The sequence below is a fragment of the Paenarthrobacter ureafaciens genome (assembly GCF_004028095.1).
In the GTDB taxonomy this organism is placed as follows: Bacteria; Actinomycetota; Actinomycetes; order Actinomycetales; family Micrococcaceae; genus Arthrobacter; species Arthrobacter ureafaciens.
In genome coordinates this window covers 142,948-162,309 of record NZ_SBHM01000009.1, presented here as the reverse complement: position 1 = coordinate 162,309, position 19,362 = coordinate 142,948, and the positions used below count along the sequence as shown (strand labels likewise).

The 19,362-nt window shown below is 63.8% G+C and carries 18 protein-coding genes and 1 pseudogene; 16 read left to right on the top strand and 3 right to left on the bottom strand.

What is annotated here, in order from left to right; genetic code table 11:
• Positions 1–93 precede the first annotated feature (93 nt).
• From AUR_RS19420 to AUR_RS19390, 7 genes and pseudogenes are all read left to right on the top strand, one after another.
• Positions 94–1,071: an IS481 family transposase gene (locus AUR_RS19420; protein ID WP_062096667.1), complete on the top strand. Its 978-nt coding sequence runs from the start codon at positions 94–96 to the stop codon at positions 1,069–1,071.
• A gap of 108 nt (positions 1,072–1,179) precedes the next feature.
• The gene (locus AUR_RS20665; protein ID WP_062096665.1) at positions 1,180–1,632 is read left to right on the top strand and encodes a PTS sugar transporter subunit IIA; all 453 of its coding nucleotides are present in this window, start codon (positions 1,180–1,182) and stop codon (positions 1,630–1,632) included.
• A 42-nt stretch (positions 1,633–1,674) separates the two neighbouring features.
• A complete protein-coding gene (locus tag AUR_RS20660) occupies positions 1,675–1,947 on the top strand; it encodes a PTS sugar transporter subunit IIB (RefSeq protein WP_062096663.1) in 273 nt (90 codons plus the stop codon).
• A gap of 32 nt (positions 1,948–1,979) precedes the next feature.
• Complete coding sequence (locus AUR_RS19405) at positions 1,980–3,455, top strand: PTS ascorbate transporter subunit IIC (RefSeq protein ID WP_128397291.1); 1,476 nt, start codon at positions 1,980–1,982, stop codon at positions 3,453–3,455.
• Positions 3,456–3,508: 53 nt separating this feature from the next.
• The gene (gene tal, locus AUR_RS19400) at positions 3,509–4,624 is read left to right on the top strand and encodes a transaldolase (RefSeq protein ID WP_062096659.1); all 1,116 of its coding nucleotides are present in this window, start codon (positions 3,509–3,511) and stop codon (positions 4,622–4,624) included.
• 59 nt (positions 4,625–4,683) lie between these two features.
• Positions 4,684–6,387 (top strand): annotated as a pseudogene (locus tag AUR_RS19395) (putative PEP-binding protein).
• Between the two features lie 42 nt (positions 6,388–6,429).
• Positions 6,430–6,705: an HPr family phosphocarrier protein gene (locus tag AUR_RS19390; protein WP_062096657.1), complete on the top strand. Its 276-nt coding sequence runs from the start codon at positions 6,430–6,432 to the stop codon at positions 6,703–6,705.
• Positions 6,706–6,889: 184 nt separating this feature from the next.
• Here the strand turns inward: AUR_RS19390 and AUR_RS19385 are convergent, their stop codons facing one another.
• The 3 genes from AUR_RS19385 to AUR_RS19375 all read right to left on the bottom strand — a co-directional run bounded on the left by AUR_RS19385 (position 6,890) and on the right by AUR_RS19375 (position 10,377).
• Positions 6,890–8,149 (bottom strand): AGE family epimerase/isomerase, encoded by a 1,260-nt coding sequence (locus AUR_RS19385; RefSeq protein WP_062096655.1) that lies wholly within the window; start codon positions 8,147–8,149, stop codon positions 6,890–6,892.
• Between the two features lie 231 nt (positions 8,150–8,380).
• Positions 8,381–9,163, bottom strand: a complete 783-nt coding sequence (locus AUR_RS19380) for a DeoR/GlpR family DNA-binding transcription regulator (protein WP_062096653.1) — start codon at positions 9,161–9,163, stop codon at positions 8,381–8,383.
• Positions 9,164–9,234: 71 nt separating this feature from the next.
• A complete protein-coding gene (locus AUR_RS19375) occupies positions 9,235–10,377 on the bottom strand; it encodes a Gfo/Idh/MocA family protein (RefSeq protein WP_062096650.1) in 1,143 nt (380 codons plus the stop codon).
• 139 nt (positions 10,378–10,516) lie between these two features.
• On the opposite strand from AUR_RS19375, the gene AUR_RS19370 reads away from it, so the two are divergent.
• The 9 genes from AUR_RS19370 (at position 10,517) to AUR_RS19330 (ending at position 19,332) form a co-directional block, all read left to right on the top strand.
• The gene (locus AUR_RS19370) at positions 10,517–11,401 is read left to right on the top strand and encodes a PfkB family carbohydrate kinase (protein ID WP_062096648.1); all 885 of its coding nucleotides are present in this window, start codon (positions 10,517–10,519) and stop codon (positions 11,399–11,401) included.
• 30 nt (positions 11,402–11,431) lie between these two features.
• Complete coding sequence (locus AUR_RS19365) at positions 11,432–12,316, top strand: aldolase (protein ID WP_021472108.1); 885 nt, start codon at positions 11,432–11,434, stop codon at positions 12,314–12,316.
• Between the two features lie 58 nt (positions 12,317–12,374).
• On the top strand, positions 12,375–13,664 hold the full coding sequence (locus tag AUR_RS19360; RefSeq protein WP_062096646.1) for an ABC transporter substrate-binding protein: 1,290 nt from the start codon (positions 12,375–12,377) through the stop codon (positions 13,662–13,664).
• Positions 13,661–14,617, top strand: a complete 957-nt coding sequence (locus AUR_RS19355; RefSeq protein WP_021472106.1) for a carbohydrate ABC transporter permease — start codon at positions 13,661–13,663, stop codon at positions 14,615–14,617. Before AUR_RS19360 ends, AUR_RS19355 begins: the two co-directional genes overlap by 4 nt.
• A gap of 4 nt (positions 14,618–14,621) precedes the next feature.
• Entirely contained in the window at positions 14,622–15,437 is an 816-nt protein-coding gene (locus AUR_RS19350) for a carbohydrate ABC transporter permease (protein ID WP_062096644.1), read from the top strand.
• 19 nt (positions 15,438–15,456) lie between these two features.
• On the top strand, positions 15,457–16,896 hold the full coding sequence (locus tag AUR_RS19345; RefSeq protein WP_128397290.1) for an NAD-dependent succinate-semialdehyde dehydrogenase: 1,440 nt from the start codon (positions 15,457–15,459) through the stop codon (positions 16,894–16,896).
• Positions 16,897–17,640 carry a sulfite exporter TauE/SafE family protein gene (locus tag AUR_RS19340; protein WP_062096641.1) on the top strand — a complete coding sequence of 248 codons (744 nt, stop codon included), beginning with the start codon at positions 16,897–16,899 and terminating at the stop codon, positions 17,638–17,640.
• Positions 17,641–17,704: 64 nt separating this feature from the next.
• Positions 17,705–17,890, top strand: a complete 186-nt coding sequence (locus tag AUR_RS19335; RefSeq protein ID WP_062096639.1) for a hypothetical protein — start codon at positions 17,705–17,707, stop codon at positions 17,888–17,890.
• 47 nt (positions 17,891–17,937) lie between these two features.
• A complete protein-coding gene (locus AUR_RS19330; protein WP_062096637.1) occupies positions 17,938–19,332 on the top strand; it encodes a phosphomannomutase/phosphoglucomutase in 1,395 nt (464 codons plus the stop codon).
• Positions 19,333–19,362: the final 30 nt, after the last annotated feature.

Genomic DNA, 19,362 nt, shown 5'->3' with positions numbered 1-19,362 from the left:
GGAGGTTGTGAACAGCGTGGCGTGATGTAAAAGGCGAAAGCCTCCGGTATCGATTTGGGTTACCACACTCATCTCGACGCCAGGAGGCTCTCGTTGTCCTACGTTACCCATGCCAACGCCGATCTGACACCTAAGGCCAGGGCGAAGCTGGCCCGTTTGGTCGTTGAGGAGGGCTGGACGTTGCGCCGGGCCGCGGAACGTTTTCAATGCTCACCAGCGACGGCCAAGAAGTGGGTGGACCGCTACAGGGTCCGTGGTGAGGACGGCATGGCTGACGCGTCCTCCCGCCCGCGGCGGAGCCCGAAACGCACCCCCGTACGCACCGAACGCCGCATTGTGGGGTTGAGGTTCAATCGGCGGTGGGGACCGCACCGGATAGCGGCCCACCTGGGCTTGGCCCGCTCCACCGTCGGCAAGGTCCTGACCCGGTACCGGATGCCCCGGCTGGCCTGCCTGGATCAGGGCACCGGTCTGCCCGTTCGCACACCTGCACCGCAGCGCTACGAGCACGAGAACCCCGGAGACCTGATCCACGTGGACATCAAGAAGCTTGGGCGCATCCCCGACGGCGGCGGACACCGCGCCCTCGGACGCGCCAAGGGGCAGCGGAACCGCCGTGCCGGGACCGGTTATGCCTACCTGCATCATGCCGTCGATGACCACACCCGGCTCGCGTACTCCGAAATCCTCAACGACGAAAAGAAGGAAACGGCCGCCGCCTTCTGGCTGCGAGCCGCCGCATTCTTCGCCGCCCACGGCATCACCGTCAAAGCGGTGCTCACGGACAACGGGTCCTGCTACCGCTCCCGGACCTTCGCAGCAGCCCTGGGACCGCACCTCAAACACCGGCGCACCCGCCCCTACCGACCCCAAACCAACGGCAAGGTGGAACGCTTCAACCGCACCCTCGCCACCGAATGGGCCTACGCCCGGCCCTACACCTCAGAAACCGAGCGCGCCGCCACCTACCCGGCATGGCTCCACCATTACAATCATCACCGAACCCATACCGGCATCGGAGGCAAAACCCCCATCAGCCGCGTTCACAACCTCAGTGGGAATTACACCTAGAGCTCCCGGCACCCGCCGGGACACTGCGGAGTACTTCCGCACGTCCATTTTCACCAGCAGGCCATCACCGTGATGCCCCGCGCCCAAAATATCTGAAAGAACAGTTTCATGTCTCTTAGCCTTGCCGAATCCCTCTGCTCCATTTCGACCAACGCCCCGGCCCGGGACTGGCGTGCCGCCATCCGACTTGCCGGGGACGGACTGGTGAACGGGGGCGCCGCCACCGCCGAGTACACGGAGCAAATGATCACAGCCGTTGAAGAACACGGACCCTACATCGTCATTGCCCCCGGCATCGCCCTGGCCCATGCCCGGCCCTCGGACGCCGTCCTCCACGGCGGCATGAGCTGGGTCAGCCTCGAATCGCCGGTTGAGTTCGGCAACCCCCGGAATGATCCGGTCACTTTGGTCATCGGGCTCGCGGCCCTGGACCACACCGCCCACATCGAGGCGCTCAAGGCCATGGCCGGAGTCCTCGGAAACGACGCCATCAGGGCGCGGCTTAGTGAGGCACAGACCCCTGAAGACGTCCGTGCAATCCTCAGCCAGGCCACGGCCTAGGCCTTCACCCCACCACCAACAACCACCCGAAAGGCACCACACATGAAAATCGTTGCAGTTTGCGGCATGGGTATCGGCACATCGGTACTGCTGAAGATGAACGCAGAGAAGGTCCTCAACCAGTTGGGAATCGAGGCCGACGTCGAGGCCGCCGATATTGGAGTGGCCCGCGGCGCCGCCCAATCGGCAAACATCGTGCTCACATCCGATGAGCTCGCCGGCGAGCTGGGCGATGTCCCGGCCAAGGTCATCATCATCAACAACTTCTTCGACCTCGGCGAGATCACCGCCAAGATCTCCGACGCGGTCCAGTAGCCGGCTGCCCACACCAGGAAAGGAGCAACACCATGGAATGGCTCGTCGTCATCCTCAACTTCATCGGGCAGCAGGTCCTGAACGTGCCCGCCTACCTCATCGGCATCATCACCGCCCTGGGCCTGATCGCGCTGAGGCGCAATGCGGGGCAGGTCATCGGCGGAGGCCTCAAAGCCGCCGTCGGCTTCCTGATCCTCGGCGCCGGCGCAACCGTCGTCGTCGGATCGCTCAAGCCGCTGGGCGAATTGATCCTGGCCGTCACGGGCGCCCAGGGCGTTATCCCCACCAACGAGGTCATCACCGCCATGGCCCAGGAACAGTTCGGGGCGCAAAGCGCCTACGTCCTGACGCTCGGCTTCATCTTCATGCTGGTCCTGGCAAGGTTCACCCCGCTCAAGTACGTCTTCCTGACCGGACACCACATGGTGTTCATGGCAACCATGATCACGGTGGTCCTCTCTGTCGGTTTCGGGCAGGACAGCGGATGGCTGGTGGTCCTCATCGGCGCCATCCTTCTGGGCGTCATCATGGTCGTCATGCCGGCGTTCATCCACCCGTGGACCAAGAAGATCACCGGCAACGACGCGATTGCCATTGGCCATTTCGGATCCTTGGGTTACCTCGCTGCCGGAATTGCCGGAGCAGCAGTAGGCCGCCGCAGCAAATCCACTGAAGAAATCGAGTTCCCCCAAAGCCTGAAGTTCCTCCGCGATTCCATGGTGGCCACCTCGCTGTCCATGGTGTTGATCTACATGGTCTTCACGGTGTGGGGCCTGATCGCCCTTCCCCTGGAAACTGCCCTTCCCATCTTTGGGTCCGCCGACGCCGGCGCGTTCGTCATGGCGGCCTTCGCCCAGGCCCTGCAGTTCGGAGTCGGCGTCGCGGTCATCCTCTACGGAGTCCGTACGGTCCTCGGCGAACTCGTTCCGGCTTTCCAAGGCATTGCGGACAAGGTGGTTCCCGGCGCCAAGGCCGCCCTGGACATCCCCATTGTCTTCCCGTACGGCGCCAACGCCGTCCTGATCGGATTCCTCTCATCCTTCACTGGGGGCCTCCTCGCGCTCGGCATCCTGGCAGCCTGGCTGAACCCCATGTTCGGCCTGGCCCTGATCCTGCCGGGCATGGTTCCGCACTTCTTCACCGGCGGCGGAGCCGGCGTCTACGGCAACGCCGTAGGCGGCCGCAAGGGAGCCGTGGTGGGTGGTCTGGTCAACGGCATCATCATCACGCTCCTTCCCGCCGTCCTCCTCTTGGTGCTGGGCCAGTTCGGGTTGTCCAACAGCACGTTCGGCGACGCTGACTTCGGGTGGTTCGGAACACTCATCGGCGTGAGCCTCAAGGGTGGTACCGCACTCGGAGCGGTCCTGACCATCGTGATCGCCGCCGTCCTGGTGACCGCAGCCATCATCTTCCAGAAGAAGGTGGTGAACACCGGGTGGACTCCCGGGACTGCACGCGATTCGTGGCTGGCCGAGCTTGACGGGGCCAAGGACAACCAGAAGGCATGATGCCCGGACACCAGGCCAAACCCAATAACCGTTCAATCTTTGCTAGGACCCCCATGACCACAACACCCACTCAGCAACTGGCAGACGCCGGCGTTTCCATCTGGCTCGATGATCTCTCCCGCAGGCAACTACGGTCGGGCAATCTGCAGAAGCTCATGGACCGCAGGAACGTCGTCGGCGTCACCACCAACCCTTCGATCTTCCAGGCCGCCATCACCTCCGGCACCGGCTACGACGACGCAATAGCGGCGCACGCAGCAGCCGGCGCCAGCGCCGAAGAGACTGTTATGGAGCTCACGACGTCGGACGTCGTGGAGGCGTGCGACCTCCTGGCTCCGATCGCCGCCGCCACTGATGGCGTGGACGGTCGGGTATCCATCGAAGTCGACCCCCGCTTGGCGTGGGACACCGAAGGCACAATCGCCGAAGCGACGGAGCTGTACAAGAAGATCAACAGGAACAACGTCCTGATCAAGATCCCGGCAACCCTCGCCGGCCTTGAGGCCGTCAAGACTGTGCTGGCGGAGGGAATCAGCGTCAACGTGACTCTGATCTTCTCCCTCGAGTGCTACCACGCAGTGGTCAACGCGTTTCAAACCGGATTGGAACAAGCCCGGGACAACGGCCACGACCTCTCCACGATCCACTCCGTTGCATCATTCTTTGTCTCCCGGGTGGACACCGAAATCGACAAACGGCTCGAGTCCATCGGCTCGCCGCAGGCGCTGTCCCTCAAAGGACGTGCCGGTGTGGCCAACGCGCGTCTTGCCTACCAGGCCTACGTGGAATTGTTCTCCACCGAACGTTGGAAGGCCTTGGCCGACGCAGGCGCCCGAAGGCAGCGACCCCTCTGGGCCTCCACCGGCGTCAAGGACCCGGCGTATCCCGACACGCTCTACGTCACCGAACTTGTGGCCGCAGGCGTCGTGAACACCATGCCGGAGAAGACCCTCGAGGCAACCTTCGACCACGGCGTCATCACCGGGGACACACTCACCGGCAGGTATCACGAACCGCGCACTGTCTTCGAAGACCTCGAGGCGGCGGGCGTTTCCTACCACGACGTCGTAACGCACCTCGAGCGCGATGGCCTGGAAAAATTCGCCGCCAGCTGGAATGACCTCCTGGCCTCCACCCGATCCGCCCTCGACAAGGCACGTTCATGCTGAAGCCACTGGACACCGCACCCACCACCACCGCAACGCCCGACATCAACCACCATCAACGGATGTTGCCGCTGACCCGGACCATCAAGGGTGTTGGCGTGGCACCCGGACGCGTCGTTGCCGTGGTCAAGCACATGCCCTCGCCTGTGGCCGAACCGACGGAGCACGCCGGCATGCCTCCCGGAACCACGGTGGAGTCGGAAGGAGAGCGGATCAGGGCTGCCGCCGCATCCGTACAGGGCCAGCTTCGGCTTCGTGCGGACACCACCGACGGCGACGCCAAGGAAGTCCTTCTGTCCACAGCACGGATGGCCACGGACCCCCTGCTCCTGAAGTCGGCGGTGGCCAGGCTCTCCCCCGCGAACCCGGGCGGTGCCCGCAGCGCCGAACGGGCGGTATGGGAAGCGGGCGCAGAGGTGGCGGAAACCCTACGAGCCCTGGGCGGTTACATGGCCGAACGCGCAGCGGACGTCCTGGACGTGCGGGCACGAATCGTAGCCGGGCTCCAAGGCCTGGCGGCGCCCGGCATTCCCACATGCGAGGTCCCCTTCATCCTCGTCGCGCATGACCTCGCACCGGCAGACACCGCCACGTTGGATCCGGCCAAAATACTGGCGCTCATCACCTCCGGCGGAGGCCCGCAATCGCACACAGCCATCCTGGCCCGGGCACTTGGCTTGCCGGCGGTTGTTGCCGCCCCGGGCGTGGAGTCCATCCCCGAAGGCACGGTCGTCTACGTCGACGGTGCTGAGGGTACAGTGTGCACCAACCCGGACGGCGAGCTGCTGCAAGCGGCCGAACAATGGACCACCAAGGCAAACTCCCTGCCTGCGTTCGGCGGCAACAACACCCTGGCCGATGGCCTGCCGGTCCCGCTGCTCGCCAACGTGGGTCACGGAGCCGATGCCGGGGCGGCAGCCCGGGCGGGCGCCGAAGGCGTGGGACTCCTGAGGACGGAGTTCTGCTTCCTGGACCGGGACACCGAGCCGTCGTTCGACGAACAGGTCACTGCGTATGGTGCCGTGTTCGCGGCCTTCCCCGCAAGAAGGTAGTGGTTCGAACATTGGATGCAGGGGCGGACAAGCCCTTGCCGTTCCTCAGTAACCTCGAAGAACCCAATCCGGCCTTGGGCGTCCGCGGCTACCGCACCGACGCCACCACTCCGGGCGTGCTTGAGCGTCAGCTCAGGGCCATCGCCGCCGCAGCAGAAGCCCACAGTTCCGACGTACAGGTCATGGCCCCCATGATTTCGACGGCGGAGGAGGCGCGCCGTTTTGCCTCACTGTGCGCTTCTGCCGGACTCAGGACGCCCGGAGTCATGGTCGAGGTGCCGTCGGCGGCCCTGACAGCGTCCGCCATATTGCGGGAAGTCATCTTCGCTTCGCTGGGTACCAACGACCTCACCCAGTACGCGATGGCAGCTGACCGGCAGCTCGGTCCGCTCGCGACACTCAACGACCCATGGCAGCCGGCGGTCCTGCAACTCATCCAGTTGGCTGCAGACGGCGCGGCGCAGGCAAGCGCCATGACGGGAGCACCCAAACCGGTAGGAGTCTGCGGCGAGGCAGCGGCGGACCCCGCCCTCGCCGTCGTGCTGGTTGGCCTCGGTGCCGCGTCACTGTCCATGAGCGCACGCGCGCTTCCCGACGGTGACCCTCGTCCAAGCCCAACGCATAGCCATGGAAGCCCTGGCGGCGCCGTCCGCGGCCGCAGCCCGCAAGGCTGCCCGCAACAGGCTCCCCGTCCTGGCGGAACTCGGGCTCTAAACCCGCGAAGCATCAACCAAGACCAGCGAAAGAAGGAAAACCATGCCCGAACGTACCGCCACCATTGCCGGCAGCGTCGGCCTGCACGCGCGGCCTGCCGCCATCTTTGTGGACGCCGTCGCCGAACTCGGCATCGATGTCACCATAGCCCGCCTCAGCACTCCCGATGATCAGGCCGATGCCGGCAGTATCCTGTCCCTCATGAGCCTTGGGGCGGCCCAAGGCGATGTAGTGGTCCTCCGTGCCGAGGGCGAAGGCGCGGACGCTGCCTTGGACAGCTTGGCGAGGATCCTCGAGACCGACCACGACGCCGAATAGATGACAGCGGCCGGGTCGCCGGGATGCCAGGCGATGCCTGGCATCCCGGCCCAGCTGCGCAGGACGGTCCCTTGGCAGGGGAAAGTCAAAATGATCCCCCGGTCCGCCTTCCCCACTGTGATGTCTGGTGCCGGGGGTTGACGCAGCAGCCTTTGCCGGGTCCCGTTGGATTCCCGGAATCGGGTCAGCTATCCGCTTTGCCGAAACGGAGGCCCGAGTCCAGCAGCCCTGCCGCCAGCGCCGGCGCCAAACCGGGTGCCAGCGGAAGACGCGGGACCACCAGGCAGTGCCACAAGTGGTATACGTCTGCCTTGCCGGACCAGACCGTGGAGGCGACGTTGCCGTGCTCGTCCAATTCCTGCTTCCAGGAACCGTGCTCATAGTCGATGAACCAGTCCCGGGCGTGGTCCCAGATCCGCTCGTACCAGTCCGCGTAAGTCCGGTCTCCGGTGGCCATGTAAAGTGCTGCCGCGCCCCCAATGGCTTCTACGGGGACCCAGCGAATGCGGGAGGTAACAACCGGCTTGCCTTCCCAGTCCACGGAGTACACGAACCCGGGGTTGCCATCGGGCTGCCAAGCGTCGCGGATGGCTGCGTCGAACAGGCCTTTGGCATCGTCCAGAAGCCAGTCCGGAACGCTGAGGCCGCGTGCCTCCAGGCCGGCACGAAGGTGGAGGAGCAAACGGGCCCACTCGACCCAGTGGCCCGGGGTTCCGCCGTAGGCGCGGAACTGGCTGGCCCGATCGTCGGTGTTGTAGTCCGGAATCGGATTCCATTCCGGGTCGAAGTGTTCAAAGACGCGGTAGTTGTTGTTGCGTGCGAACTGGTGGATCAACACCTCGGCGATGTGCAGGGCGCGTTCGATCCAGCGGTTTTCGCCGGTCACGTCAGCGACGATGAGGTAGGCCTCAACGGAATGCATGCTGGCGTTTCCGCCCCGGTAGGCCTCGGTTTCCGTGAAGTCGCGGTTCCAGGAGTCGAAGCACATGTTGGATTCGTGATCCCAGAATTTCGAGTCGGCAATCCGCAGGGCTTCTTCGAGGAGCTCCTGCGCTCCCGGGCGGCCGGCTGCAACAGCGCTGGCGGCGGCCAGGAGGACGAACGAGTGCTGGTAGCCGGATTTGGTGTCATCTACGGGACCGTTCTCATCCACCTCGGCGTACCAGCCGCCAAACTCCTCATCATGGAAGGCCCCGTTGAGCGCGGCAATGCCGTGGTCCGCCAACGAACCGGCTCCCGGGCGCCCCATCAGCGCGGCGATGGCAAAACTGTGCACCATGCGTGCCGTGATCCAGAGGTGGGTCGGCTTGTCGGCCTGAACCTTGCCGTAGTTGTCCAGCCAACCGAAACCGGTGGAGACCTTGGAACCGGCAGCGAAGTTGATGAGCCGGTCTGTTTCTGTTTCAAGCCAACGTGCGTGAGCGGCGCTGTTCAGCCACGTCATGTGCATCTCCTCAATAAGTTAGCGGCCACTGAGCGAGGGCCTGCTTCGATCTTAACGCTTGATGGTGGAAATCCACCAGAGAAAGTTTATTTTCCGACATTCAAAGGATGTGGGAAATCAACGCATGGGCACAGCCCATACCGGGAACGGGTCCGGACCAGGACCAGGCCCGGTTTTCGGAGCATACGGAGAGCAGCTCCCCAGGTCAGCAAGCAACCCGATAGGCAGCCGTCACGCGGCTACTATCAGCCTCACTCCTGCTGCCTCCAACGCAGTCATGATCTCCGCAGGCGGTGGCGCATCCGTGACCAGGATGTCGACGGCGTCGAACGCTGCCAGCCGCGCCAAGGCGTAACGGAGCATTTTCTGGTGCGTCGCAACCACCACGACTTGCTCCGCGGACGCCATCAAGGCGAGCTTTGTGGCACGTTCGACGTCCCGTTCGATATAGAAAGCCTCGTCATGGATCCCGCTGACCCCAATGAACGCTGTTTTGGCATGCAGGCCCTCGGCGGCACTGACGGTGATGGCACCGTTGAAGGCCTGGCTGTCGAGGAGCAGCTCTCCCCCAAGGCAGATCGTCCGGGCAGACGTCAGCTGCAGGCATCTCTGGATTGCGGGAGCCGAATGGGTGATGATCGTGCCCGTGAAGGTCGCGGGCAGTTCCTGCGCGATCTGGTACGTGGTTGTTCCCGCGTCCAGGATGATCGCGTCGCGTTCGGCGATGAGATCCACGCATGTCCGGGCCACGCGCCGTTTCGCGGCAGCATCCTCCCGGGCGCGGGCGGCGAAGTCAGCGTTCTGGCCGTGCCCTTCAACGGCACTCACGCCGCCGTGGACCACCTTGACCAGCCCCATCTTGGAGAGTGCGCGCGTATCGCGGCGGATGGTCATATCCGACACGTCGAAAGTCCCCGCCAGGTCGGTGGTGGAAAGGAACCCCCGCCGCCCGAGCTCGTCCAGAATGGTCCGCTGACGCGGGGTCAGCGCGGCCTCTTCCCGTGTGACGCTCATGGCTCCTCCTCTCCTGCCCCGTAAACCGACGGTCGGCGCGGCAGAGTGTTGTAATTCCAACACAATCCTAGCTACTTCTGCACAGCAACACTCGGCGCGTGGAGCTCTACGGCGCGTCCTTCAATGATGGACTGCTCTGCAGCCAGGCCCATCCGCACCGACTGGAGGCCATCAGCCACCGTGACATCAACGGGTCCCTCCCCGAGGATGGCCTTGCGGTATCCGAGGTGTTCGTAATAGGTGGAGCCGTGATGCGCGCCCGCGGCCAGCACCGCTTCATCCACGGGGACCTCATGCTTCTCCGGGCCCAGCGGGGAGCGGGGGCTGAATTCGACGGTGGCTTCGGTTTCGTCGCCTTCGATCCAGTGATTGGCTGCGACCGGAATAAGGGTCTCGATCTTGGCAGCGTCGCCCACAATCGAAATGCGTTCCTGGAACTTGGAGCCCTCGGCGAACATCGAGAGTTCAAGCATGGCCCGGCGGCCACCCTTGAAGTCAACAATGACGTAGGCGTTGTCCACCATGTCGGAGATCCGGCCGTCGTAGACCTCATCCATGTGATTGACGTCGTGGCCGCCACTGGCGTAGATGCGGGTGGGCTCGTCCTGCAGGATCAAGCGCATGAGATCGAAGAAGTGGCAGCACTTTTCCACCAGGGTCCCTCCGGTGCGCTCTGCGAAGCGGTTCCAGGCATCCACCTTGTGCAGGAACGGGAAGCGGTGCTCGACGATCGAGAGCATGTGGATATTGCCAAGCTTGCCGTTGTGCGCGGCCTGGATGATCTCCTGAACGGGCGGCATGTAGCGGTACTCCATCGCCACCCACACCGGAGCCGTGTAGGTGGCCGCAAGTTCTTCAAGCTCGTCCGCTTGCTCCGCGCTGGTGCACACCGGCTTCTCCACCAGCACAGGCAGGTTTGTCCCGCTGGCGAAGATGTCCTTCAGGATTTCCAAGTGCGTGTCGTTTGGACTGGCGATCACTAGCGCATCCACCAGGCCTGAAGCCAACAAGTCCTTATGGGCGGAGAAGGTCTGTACGTCGTAGCCGATTTCCCGCGCGGTTTCTTCCAGGGACGACGGCGTCGGGTCCGCAACCGCGGTGATAACGCTTCCCGGGATCAAAGCCAGGTTTCGAACGTGTTCGCGCGCCATGTGGCCGGCACCGATGAGGCCATAGCGGATGGTCTGCGCTGCTTCTCCAGAGGGCAATGACATTGATCTGCTCCGTTTTCTCTGCGTTGAGGTCGTTGGGGGCGGGCGTTGCATCCCAAACATCACTATACAGAATGTGTTGTTTTTCACACATAGCGTGTGTATATTTTTTCACACCAGCCCAACTACAACGAGGTGGAACGTGCCCCAACTGTCATCCGAGACCCTGCTTTTCGTCGGGTGTGCCACATTGGACTCCATCGCCCTGGTGCAGGACTACCCCGCAGCCGACAGCCGGACCGTTGCCAGCGACTTTGCTACGGCAGGTGGCGGCCCCGCGGCCACAGCGGCCGTCGCCGCGGCCCGCGCCGGAGCCAGTGCAGCTTTCGCAGGAGTTGTTGGCGCCGACGAAGAGGGCGACCGCATCATCAGTGGCCTGGAAGCCGAGGGTGTTGACACCTCTGCGGTCATCCGGAATCCGGATGCCAGGACGGGCGCCAGCGTGATTGTGGTCAGCAAAGCCACCGAAAGCCGGGCAATCGTCACGCGGCCTGTTCCTCCTGTCCGCTTTCCCGAGGGCGGCCGGTTCCATGAACTTCTGGGAACAGCTTCCTGGGTCCACGTCGATCACTTGGGCTGGAGCGCCGTCGCACACGTGCCGGGCCTGCGCATCAGTGTCGACGCCGGGAACCCCATCCCCTCCTTCAGCCCGCAAGGCGTAGCACTGTATGTGCCGACGATCGAGCGGCTGCAGGCCGAATACGGCGACGGCCTTTCGCCGGAAGCCCTCCTGCAAAAAGCCGTCGACGACGGCGCCACCGCCGTCGTCGCGACAGCCGGTTCCGAGGGCGCCTGGGGACTTGAAAAGGGCGGCGTGCCGTTCCACGTGCCGGCAACTCCCGCCGACATCGTCTCTACTCTGGGCGCCGGCGACGTCTACCACGGAGCAATCCTCGCGGCTGTCGCCGCAGGGCTTCCGCTCCCCGAAGCAGCTGCGTTCGCAGGACGCACCGCGTCCGCATCCTGCGCCGGACTGGACGGACGCTCCATGATTCCCCGCCAAACCATCACCCCAGTACTTACCTAAGTTCAACTCCCTAGCTGAAAGAAGCAGCCCATGAGCACTACCGACCTTTCCGCCCTCCAACGCCCCTCAGGCGCGTTCGCCATGCTCGCCGTTGACCAGCGCGAGGCGATGCGCAACATGTTCGCCGAGCACACGGACCAGCCCGTGACCGACGAGGACCTGCGGGACTTCAAGCTTGCGGCCGCACGAATCCTCACCCCTTATGCCTCGGGCGTCCTCATTGACCGCCAGTTCGCCCTGGACCAGGCCATCGAAGCAAAGGTGGTGGACCCCGGCTGCGGGCTCATCGCTTCAGCCGACCACTTCGAGTCCGCACACGATGAGCTGGTGGGCGAAGTAACCATCGACAAGCTGGTGGACCCCGGGAAGTACGCTGCCTTGGGCGCGAAAGCGCTGAAACTGCTGGTCCTCTACCGCCCGGACGAGCCCGCCGAAGGACGCGTGGAAATGGTCCGTGAATTCGTGGACAGCTGCAAGTCCGCCGGGCTGATCAGCATCATCGAACCCGTCTCCCGCAAACCGCTGGCAGGTGGCGATTTCGACTGGAACGCCGGCATCCTGGCCGCAGCCAAGGAACTGGGCAGCTTGGGCGCAGACCTTTATAAGGCTGAGGTCCCGTTCAAGGGCCAGGCCTCCGAAGCCGAAGTCCGCGCAGCCTGCGCCGAACTCAGCAAAGCCATCGACGGCCCGTGGGTGGTGCTCTCATCGGGCGTCCCCGAAGACGTCTTCCCGGAGGCCGTCCGCTGGGCCTGCCTTGAAGGCGCCAGTGGATTCCTGGCCGGACGGGCGGTCTGGGCCTCGTGCATTGGCTCACCCGATGTCATTGAATCCCTGTCCACCGACGCCGTCCAGAGGCTGCAGCGGCTCTGCGCCGTCGTCGATGAAGTGGTAACCGCCCAGCGAACCAACGCCTGATACCGACGTCCCCCCAAACACCAACCAGGCACAGCAAACACTCAACGAGGAGAATATTGTGAGTCAGATTTCACGCAGGCAAGCCATGGCCGTTCTCGGTGCCCTCGGCCTCACCGCCACCGCCGCCGCATGCGCGGGCCCCGGCGGTTCCACAGCTCCGGGTGGCGCCACCGGCCCTTCAGCTCCGGCCACCGGCGACATCACCGGCAAGGTCTCATTCGCACACTGGCGTGGCGAAGACAAAGCAGTGTTCGACGAGCTCATCAAGCGCTTCGTTGCCAAGAACAGCGGCGCGGAAGTCGTCCAGGACATCTCGACCTCCAACGACTACAACGCACAGGGCCTGCAGAAGGTCCGCGGCGCAGCAATCGGTGATGCGTTCGCCACCTTCCGCGGGGCGCAGTTCACCAACTTCTCAGAGGCCGGCATCTATACGGAGCTCAAGAACAGCAAGGCGGTCGGCAACTACCAAAAGGGCTTGCTGTCGGCCGGGCAGTCGGGCGAGAACCAGCTGGGTTTGCCGTACCAGGTAGTTTTCCCGATGCCCATGGCGAACACTGACCTTTTCGATAAGGCCGGCGCCGATCTGGCCCCGAAGGATTGGGATGCCTTCCTTGCCATGTGCGAGAAGCTCGCATCCTCCGGCGTCACGCCGATCTCCTGGCCCGGCGGTGACGTCGGTAACGGCGGACAGCTGTTCAACTGCATGATCGCCAACAACGCTCCCGTGGACGACATGTGTGCCCAGATCGAACAGGGCAAGCTCAAATGCACGGACGACTGGTTCATCACCATGCTGAACCAGTACAAGGACCTGGTCCCGTTCCTGCAGGCCAACGCCACAGGTACTGCTGTGGAACCGGCGCAAAACCTCTTTTCCCAGGGGAAGGCAGCCATGCTGGCCACTGGGTCCTACCACCTCGCCGCCGTCCGAAACCTGGGCGCGTCGTTCCCCATCGAACTGGTCTTCCCCAACACTTCCAAGGGCGGCAACGGCAAATACGAGGGCGTCTACAACGCCACCTTCATCCTCGGCGTCAACTCGGCCAGCAAGCACCAGGCGGCAGCCGCAGCCTGGATCGATTTCCTGTCCGAACCCGAAAACGCGGCCTATTACGCCAATGAGACGGCCCAGCACGTTGCCGTCAAGGATGTTGACTACACCAACCCGGACCTGAAGCGCCTGAGCCCGTGGCTGGACAAGAAGACGGCGCTGGCCGCCCGGTTCCAATTCCAGAACCTGGATGTCCGCAATGCCGTGGAGGCCAGCGCCACCGCCGTCATCTCCGGCACCAGCCCGCAGCAAGCGGCCGAAGCTGCACAGAAGATCGTGGACGAACGGCTATGAGCACCCACACCGGAATGGCTGCCAAGCGGCAAGCACCCGACAGCAGAGCGGGGGCTCCGGTGAAGAAGCGCCGGTCCCCCACGCGCGTGAATCCTGCGCTCTACCTGTTTCCGTTGCCGGCAGTGGCCATCATCGCTTTCTTCCTGGTGATGCCGACCCTCCAGGCATTCCAGTACGCGGTGACTGACTGGAACGGCTTCTCGGCGGCGTTCAACTACGTGGGCGTGGACAACTTCGTCCGGGCGTTCACCAAGGACTCGTTGTTTACCAACGCGCTGACGAACAACCTGAAGTTCGTGCTCCTGGTCGTCATCGCCCAGACAGTATTCTCGCTTCTGCTGGCGCTGCTCCTGACAAAGAACTCCCGCGGCAGCATCGTGCTTCGAGCCCTGTTCTTCTTTCCTACCATCCTGTCCTCCGTCTCCGTGGCGTTCATCTGGAAGTTCATCTACGATCCCAACTTCGGCCTGGCGAACTCGGTCCTGGGTGCAGTGGGCCTGGAAGGACTCCAAGGCTCATACCTGGGCGACAACAACCAGGCCTTGTACTGGGTAGCTGTGACGCAGGTCTGGTTCCACGCCGGGCAGATGATGGTGGTCTACATTGCGGGACTGCAGGCCATACCGAGGGAACTCTACGAGGCCGCGGAGATGGATGGCGCAAACAAGTGGCAGCAGTTCAAGTCCATTACCTGGCCCTTCGTGGCACCCGCAACGTCCATCGTGGTCGCTTACACCACCGTGCAATCGTTCAAGGCGTTCGACCTGATCCTCGGCATCGCGGGCAATCCGCCCAAGAGCTCCCTGGACATCCTCTCCACACGCATCTACAGCACCTTCGCCAACTCGGAGTTCGGCTATGCGGCCGCCCAATCGATCATCTTCATGGCGATGATCGCTCTGGTCACCTGGCTTCAGCGTCGCTTGCTCCGGCTGACCCCGAAGGGGGAATAACAGCATGCTCGCCTCAATAAGCCGCCGCGCCATCCTCGGCATCTACGCGCTGATCATCATCGTCCCACTGACTGTGGTGGGGTTTGGCAGCTTCAAATCAACACAGGAATTGTTCGAAGGCCCCTTCAGCCTGCCGCAATCCCTCTCCCCGTCCAACTATGCCGAAGTCATTGGTGGCCAGAACCTCGGCTCGTCATTCTTGAACAGCGTGATCGTCACCGCGATATCCGTTCCGCTCACTCTGTTCATCGCCAGCCTGGCCGGCTATGCAGTGTCACGGCTCAGGGGATTCGTGTCGTGGGCCATCTTCGGATTCCTGGTCCTGGGCATGGCAATCCCGGCCCAAGCCAATATGGTCCCGCTCTATGTGCTCTTCGGTCGGCTCGGACTCCTGGACAGCCTCACGGGACTGATCCTGGCAAACGTCGTCTCAACCCTGCCGATCGCCGTGTTCATCCTGGGTGGCTTCATGCGCACCCTGCCCAAGGAACTCTACGAAGCGTCCTCGATCGATGGCACCGGCCCGTGGAAGACCTACGCCTCCATCGCCCTGCCGCTCTCGACACCATCCATCGCGGCCGCGGCCATCTTCCTGTTCGTCATCCACTGGAATGAACTGCTGTATCCGCTCCTGTTCATCCAGTCCCCCGGAAACCGCACACTGCCACTGGCACTGCTCAGTTTCCAAGGTGAATTCCAAACCAACTATCCCCTGCTGTTCGCCGGCGTCATCCTGGCATCCCTGCCAGTCGTCGTCGCCTACATCTTCCTGCAGCGCTACTTTGTAGCGGGCATCACCGCAGGCGCCAGCAAGGGATGAGCATCCGAAAGGCAACATCGTGAACCTGAAATCAGCACACCACCTGATTAATGGGACCTGGCATTCGTCCGACTCCTCCAAGGATGTGCTGGATCCAGGCAATGGCAGCACAGTCGGGGAGGTCGCGTGGGGCGATGCCGCGGACGCAACACGGGCGGCCGATGCAGCAGCGGAGGCTTTTGGCAGCTGGTCCCGGACCACCGTCCGGACCCGGGCAGACCTCCTTCAAAATGCGGCCGCCCTGTTGGCCGAGCGACGCAACGAACTCGCCCACACGTTGGCGTTGGAGGCCGGCAAGCGGCTACCGGAAGCCCAAGGCGAAGTGGACTTCTCCGTGGAATACTTCCGCTGGTTCGCGGAGGAAGTACGCCGCAGCACCGGAACGGTCAGCCCACCCGAGCTCAGGGGCCGGCGCCATCTCAGCACGCGCAAGCCAATAGGTGTGGCTTTGAGCCTGACCCCGTGGAACTTCCCGGTCTCCATCCAGGCCCGAAAGCTGGCGGCCATGCTCGCCGCCGGATGCACCGTCGTGGGCCGCGTCTCTGACAAGGCGCCTCTGGCCGCCACCGGGCTCTTCGAAGTCCTTCATGACGCCGGCTTCCCTGCCGGCGTCGTGAACCTGGTCCACGGCCCGTCCCGCGAAACGACCGCAGCGCTGCTCAAGCACCCCGCCGTGCGCGCTGTCAGCTTCACCGGCTCCACCGGGGTTGGCCGCCAGATCATGGCGTCCGCCTCGGACCGCATTGTGAGGCCGCTGCTTGAACTGGGCGGCAACGCCCCGTTCATTGTGTTCGAGGATGCCGACCTTGACGCGGCCGTGGAAGGGGCGGTTCTTGGCAGGCTCCGGAACACCGGCCAATCCTGCGTAGCCGCAAACCGCTTCCTGGTTCAGGACAGCATCGCGGACGAGTTCGCCCGGAAACTGGCGGCGAAATTCGATGCGTTGACGATCGGCCACGGCGTTCCCGAAGGTGACTCGGCAGTCCCCGATCTGGGACCCGTGATCGACGACGACCGGGTGCGCGCCGTGCAGGCGTTGGTCGATGATGCCCTGGACCGCGGCGCACGCCGCGTCACCGAACGTACCCAGGTCCCCGGCCAGGGTTCCTTCATGGCACCCACCCTCCTCGTCGACGTTCCCGCGGACGCGCCGTTGGTCAGCGACGAGGTCTTCGGACCTGCGGCCGGTGTTGTCACCTTCGCCTCGGAGGACGAAGCCATCAGCAAGGCAAACGCCACTGAAATGGGGCTTGCTGCCTACGTGTGGAGCAAGGACGCCAGGCGGGGCTGGGAAGTACCTGAGCAGCTGGAGGCAGGCATCGTCGGAGTCAACGACCCCCTCCCCTCAGTAGCCTTCGCCCCCATGGGCGGTGCCAAGCAGTCCGGCCTCGGCAGGGAAGGGTCCAGCCTTGGCCTGGAGGAGTTTGAGGAGGTCCAGTACGTGGCGTGGAGGGCCTAGATGCTGACCACCGGGCTGGTCCTGGGCGCCGTCGTCATGGGCGCCGGCATGCAGCGTGTCACCGGGATGGGGTTTGCTTTGGTGGCGGCCCCGTTCCTGGTCCTGCTTTTGGGCCCGGTGGAGGGCGTGGTGCTGGTCAACGTCTGCGGAGCCGTGACCGCGGGAGCGATTATCTTCCGCGTCGTTCGGGATATTGACTGGAAACAGTACCTGGCGTTGGCTGCGTCGGCGCTGGCGGGAATCGTGCCGGCGGCCATCCTCATCCGGTACCTGCCGCCTCCGGTCCTTGAGATCTCGATCGGAGTCATCCTCGCCATCGGGCTGACAGTCCTGCTGGTGATGAAATCGGCAGTCCTCCCCCGCCGTCGTCGGTACCTCTTCGCGGCAGGCGGACTCAGCGGCTTCATGAATACCGCAGCAGGAGTGGGCGGACCGGCGGTCAGCATGTATTCCATCGCAACCCGGTGGCAGCACAAGTCCTTCGCCGCCACCATGCAGCCCTACTTCTTCACCATCGGCTCGTTTTCCCTCCTCTCCAAAGCCATCACCGCCCCCGCGTCATTTCCGGTTCTACCCATGACGATGTGGCTCGCCGTCGCGGCTGCCTGCCTGGCCGGACTGGTGCTGGGTGACCTGGCTGCCAAACGCGTTTCGGCCCGCGCAGCGCAGATTTTGCTGATCATCCTGGCCTATCTTGGCGCGGCTGCCACGATTGTGCGCGGCGTGCTGGATGCCATGGGCTGACACCGGCAGCCCACCCCAAACCATTCATCCCAAAACCAATCAACCAATCAAGCAAAGGACCGTCATGTCTGTCATTTCACCCCACGGCACCCTCCAGGTATCGACCCCGAACCACGAACCCCTCTCCCTCACCATCGAGGGCGACGCCCCCTTGGCCGTGCGCGTTGAAGTGGAGAACACCTGCACGTGCGGTGCCGGCCACGCCCGGCACGTAGGTTCCTATACCGATACCGACTTCGGCACACGCTAGGGCCCAAAAACCGCAAGCTGTCACCACGGGTGCTTTTTAGGAGTCACATGGATCTTTCATCCGCGTTCAAGGCCTACGACGTGCGGGGCATCGTAGGTGATTCACTCACTGACGAAGCCGCCGAAGCCATAGGCGCCGCCTTCGTCGACGTCCTGGGCCTCGCCGGCCGGAAGGTTCTCTGCGGAGGCGACATGCGCCCGTCATCCTGGGGATTCGTCTCGGCGTTCTCCCTCGGGGCGTCCCGCCGGGGTGCCGAGGTGTACGACCTCGGGCTGATTTCCACCGATGAGCTCTACTTTGCCAGCGGTGCGCTCGACGCCGCAGGTGCCATTTTCACGGCAAGTCACAATCCCTCCCAGTACAACGGAATCAAGATGGCCAAAGCCGGGGCCGTTCCCATTTCATCCGACACGGGGCTGCTCGCCATACGCGATCTTGCGCAACGCTACCTGGACGGGGGTTACCCCACGGCGCAAAGGGCAGGGAATATCGCCCCGCTTGATGTCCTTGGCGACTACGCCGCGAAGCTGCGTACACTCATCGATCTGGACACCGTGCGACCCCTCAAGGTTGTTGTCGACGCAGGGAACGGCATGGCAGGTTTGACGGTTCCGGCCGTCTTGGGCAACGAATTGCTGGACGGCCTGCCCCTCACCATTGTCCCCCTGTACTTCGAACTGGACGGGACGTTCCCGAACCACCCCGCCAACCCCTTGGAGCCGGAGAACCTGCTGGACCTGCGGGCAGCCGTCCTGGAGCACGGTGCCGATATTGGTTTGGCCTTCGACGGCGACGCGGACCGCTGCTTCGTCGTCGACGAGACAGGGCGGGCGGTATCGCCGTCGGCAATAACCGCGATGATAGCCGTCCGCGAAATTGCCCGGGCCCAGGCGCAGGGCGAGGCCGCCCCGACCGTCATCCACAACCTCATTACGTCCCGGGCAGTGCCTGAATTCGTCGAACAGGCCGGTGGACGGCCCGTCCGCACGCGCGTTGGCCATTCCTTCATCAAGGCACGCATGGCTGAGGAAAACGCTGTCTTCGGAGGCGAGCATTCGGCCCATTACTACTTCCGCGACTTCTACAACGCGGACACGGGATTGCTGGCCGCGATGCATGTCCTCGCTGCCCTTGGCGAACAGGATGCGCCCCTCTCCACGCTTGCCGGCAAGTTCGAGCCGTACTCTGCCAGCGGCGAAATCAATTCCGCTGTCACCGATGCCGATCAAGCCATCGCGGCGGTTCGGAACTCCTACGAACCGGCACCCGGAGTTGCCTTTGACGAGTCGGACGGGCTGACCATAGCCGCGGAATCAGGTCACTGGTGGTTCAACGTCAGGGCATCGAACACCGAGGAGCTGCTCCGCCTGAACGTTGAGGCCAATGATGCCGCAACCATGCAGTCCGTTCGGGATGCCGTCCTGGATCTCATCCGGAACTGAATCCGAAGGGGGCAGAACTCCCACTGCCGG

What these genes read in the sequence shown, in the direction of transcription:
- AUR_RS19355 (WP_021472106.1), top strand. Translation starts at nt 13,661, where the DNA reads ATGAGCACCCACACCGGAATGGCTGCCAAGCGGCAAGCACCCGACAGC.
- AUR_RS19350 (WP_062096644.1), top strand. Translation starts at nt 14,622, where the DNA reads ATGCTCGCCTCAATAAGCCGCCGCGCCATCCTCGGCATCTACGCGCTG.
- AUR_RS20660 (WP_062096663.1), top strand. Translation starts at nt 1,675, where the DNA reads ATGAAAATCGTTGCAGTTTGCGGCATGGGTATCGGCACATCGGTACTG.
- tal (WP_062096659.1), top strand. Translation starts at nt 3,509, where the DNA reads ATGACCACAACACCCACTCAGCAACTGGCAGACGCCGGCGTTTCCATC.
- AUR_RS19340 (WP_062096641.1), top strand. Translation starts at nt 16,897, where the DNA reads ATGCTGACCACCGGGCTGGTCCTGGGCGCCGTCGTCATGGGCGCCGGC.
- AUR_RS20665 (WP_062096665.1), top strand. Translation starts at nt 1,180, where the DNA reads ATGTCTCTTAGCCTTGCCGAATCCCTCTGCTCCATTTCGACCAACGCC.
- AUR_RS19385 (WP_062096655.1), bottom strand. Translation starts at nt 8,149, where the DNA reads ATGACGTGGCTGAACAGCGCCGCTCACGCACGTTGGCTTGAAACAGAA.
- AUR_RS19330 (WP_062096637.1), top strand. Translation starts at nt 17,938, where the DNA reads ATGGATCTTTCATCCGCGTTCAAGGCCTACGACGTGCGGGGCATCGTA.
- AUR_RS19365 (WP_021472108.1), top strand. Translation starts at nt 11,432, where the DNA reads ATGAGCACTACCGACCTTTCCGCCCTCCAACGCCCCTCAGGCGCGTTC.
- AUR_RS19380 (WP_062096653.1), bottom strand. Translation starts at nt 9,163, where the DNA reads ATGAGCGTCACACGGGAAGAGGCCGCGCTGACCCCGCGTCAGCGGACC.
- AUR_RS19405 (WP_128397291.1), top strand. Translation starts at nt 1,980, where the DNA reads ATGGAATGGCTCGTCGTCATCCTCAACTTCATCGGGCAGCAGGTCCTG.
- AUR_RS19390 (WP_062096657.1), top strand. Translation starts at nt 6,430, where the DNA reads ATGCCCGAACGTACCGCCACCATTGCCGGCAGCGTCGGCCTGCACGCG.
- AUR_RS19335 (WP_062096639.1), top strand. Translation starts at nt 17,705, where the DNA reads ATGTCTGTCATTTCACCCCACGGCACCCTCCAGGTATCGACCCCGAAC.
- AUR_RS19375 (WP_062096650.1), bottom strand. Translation starts at nt 10,377, where the DNA reads ATGTCATTGCCCTCTGGAGAAGCAGCGCAGACCATCCGCTATGGCCTC.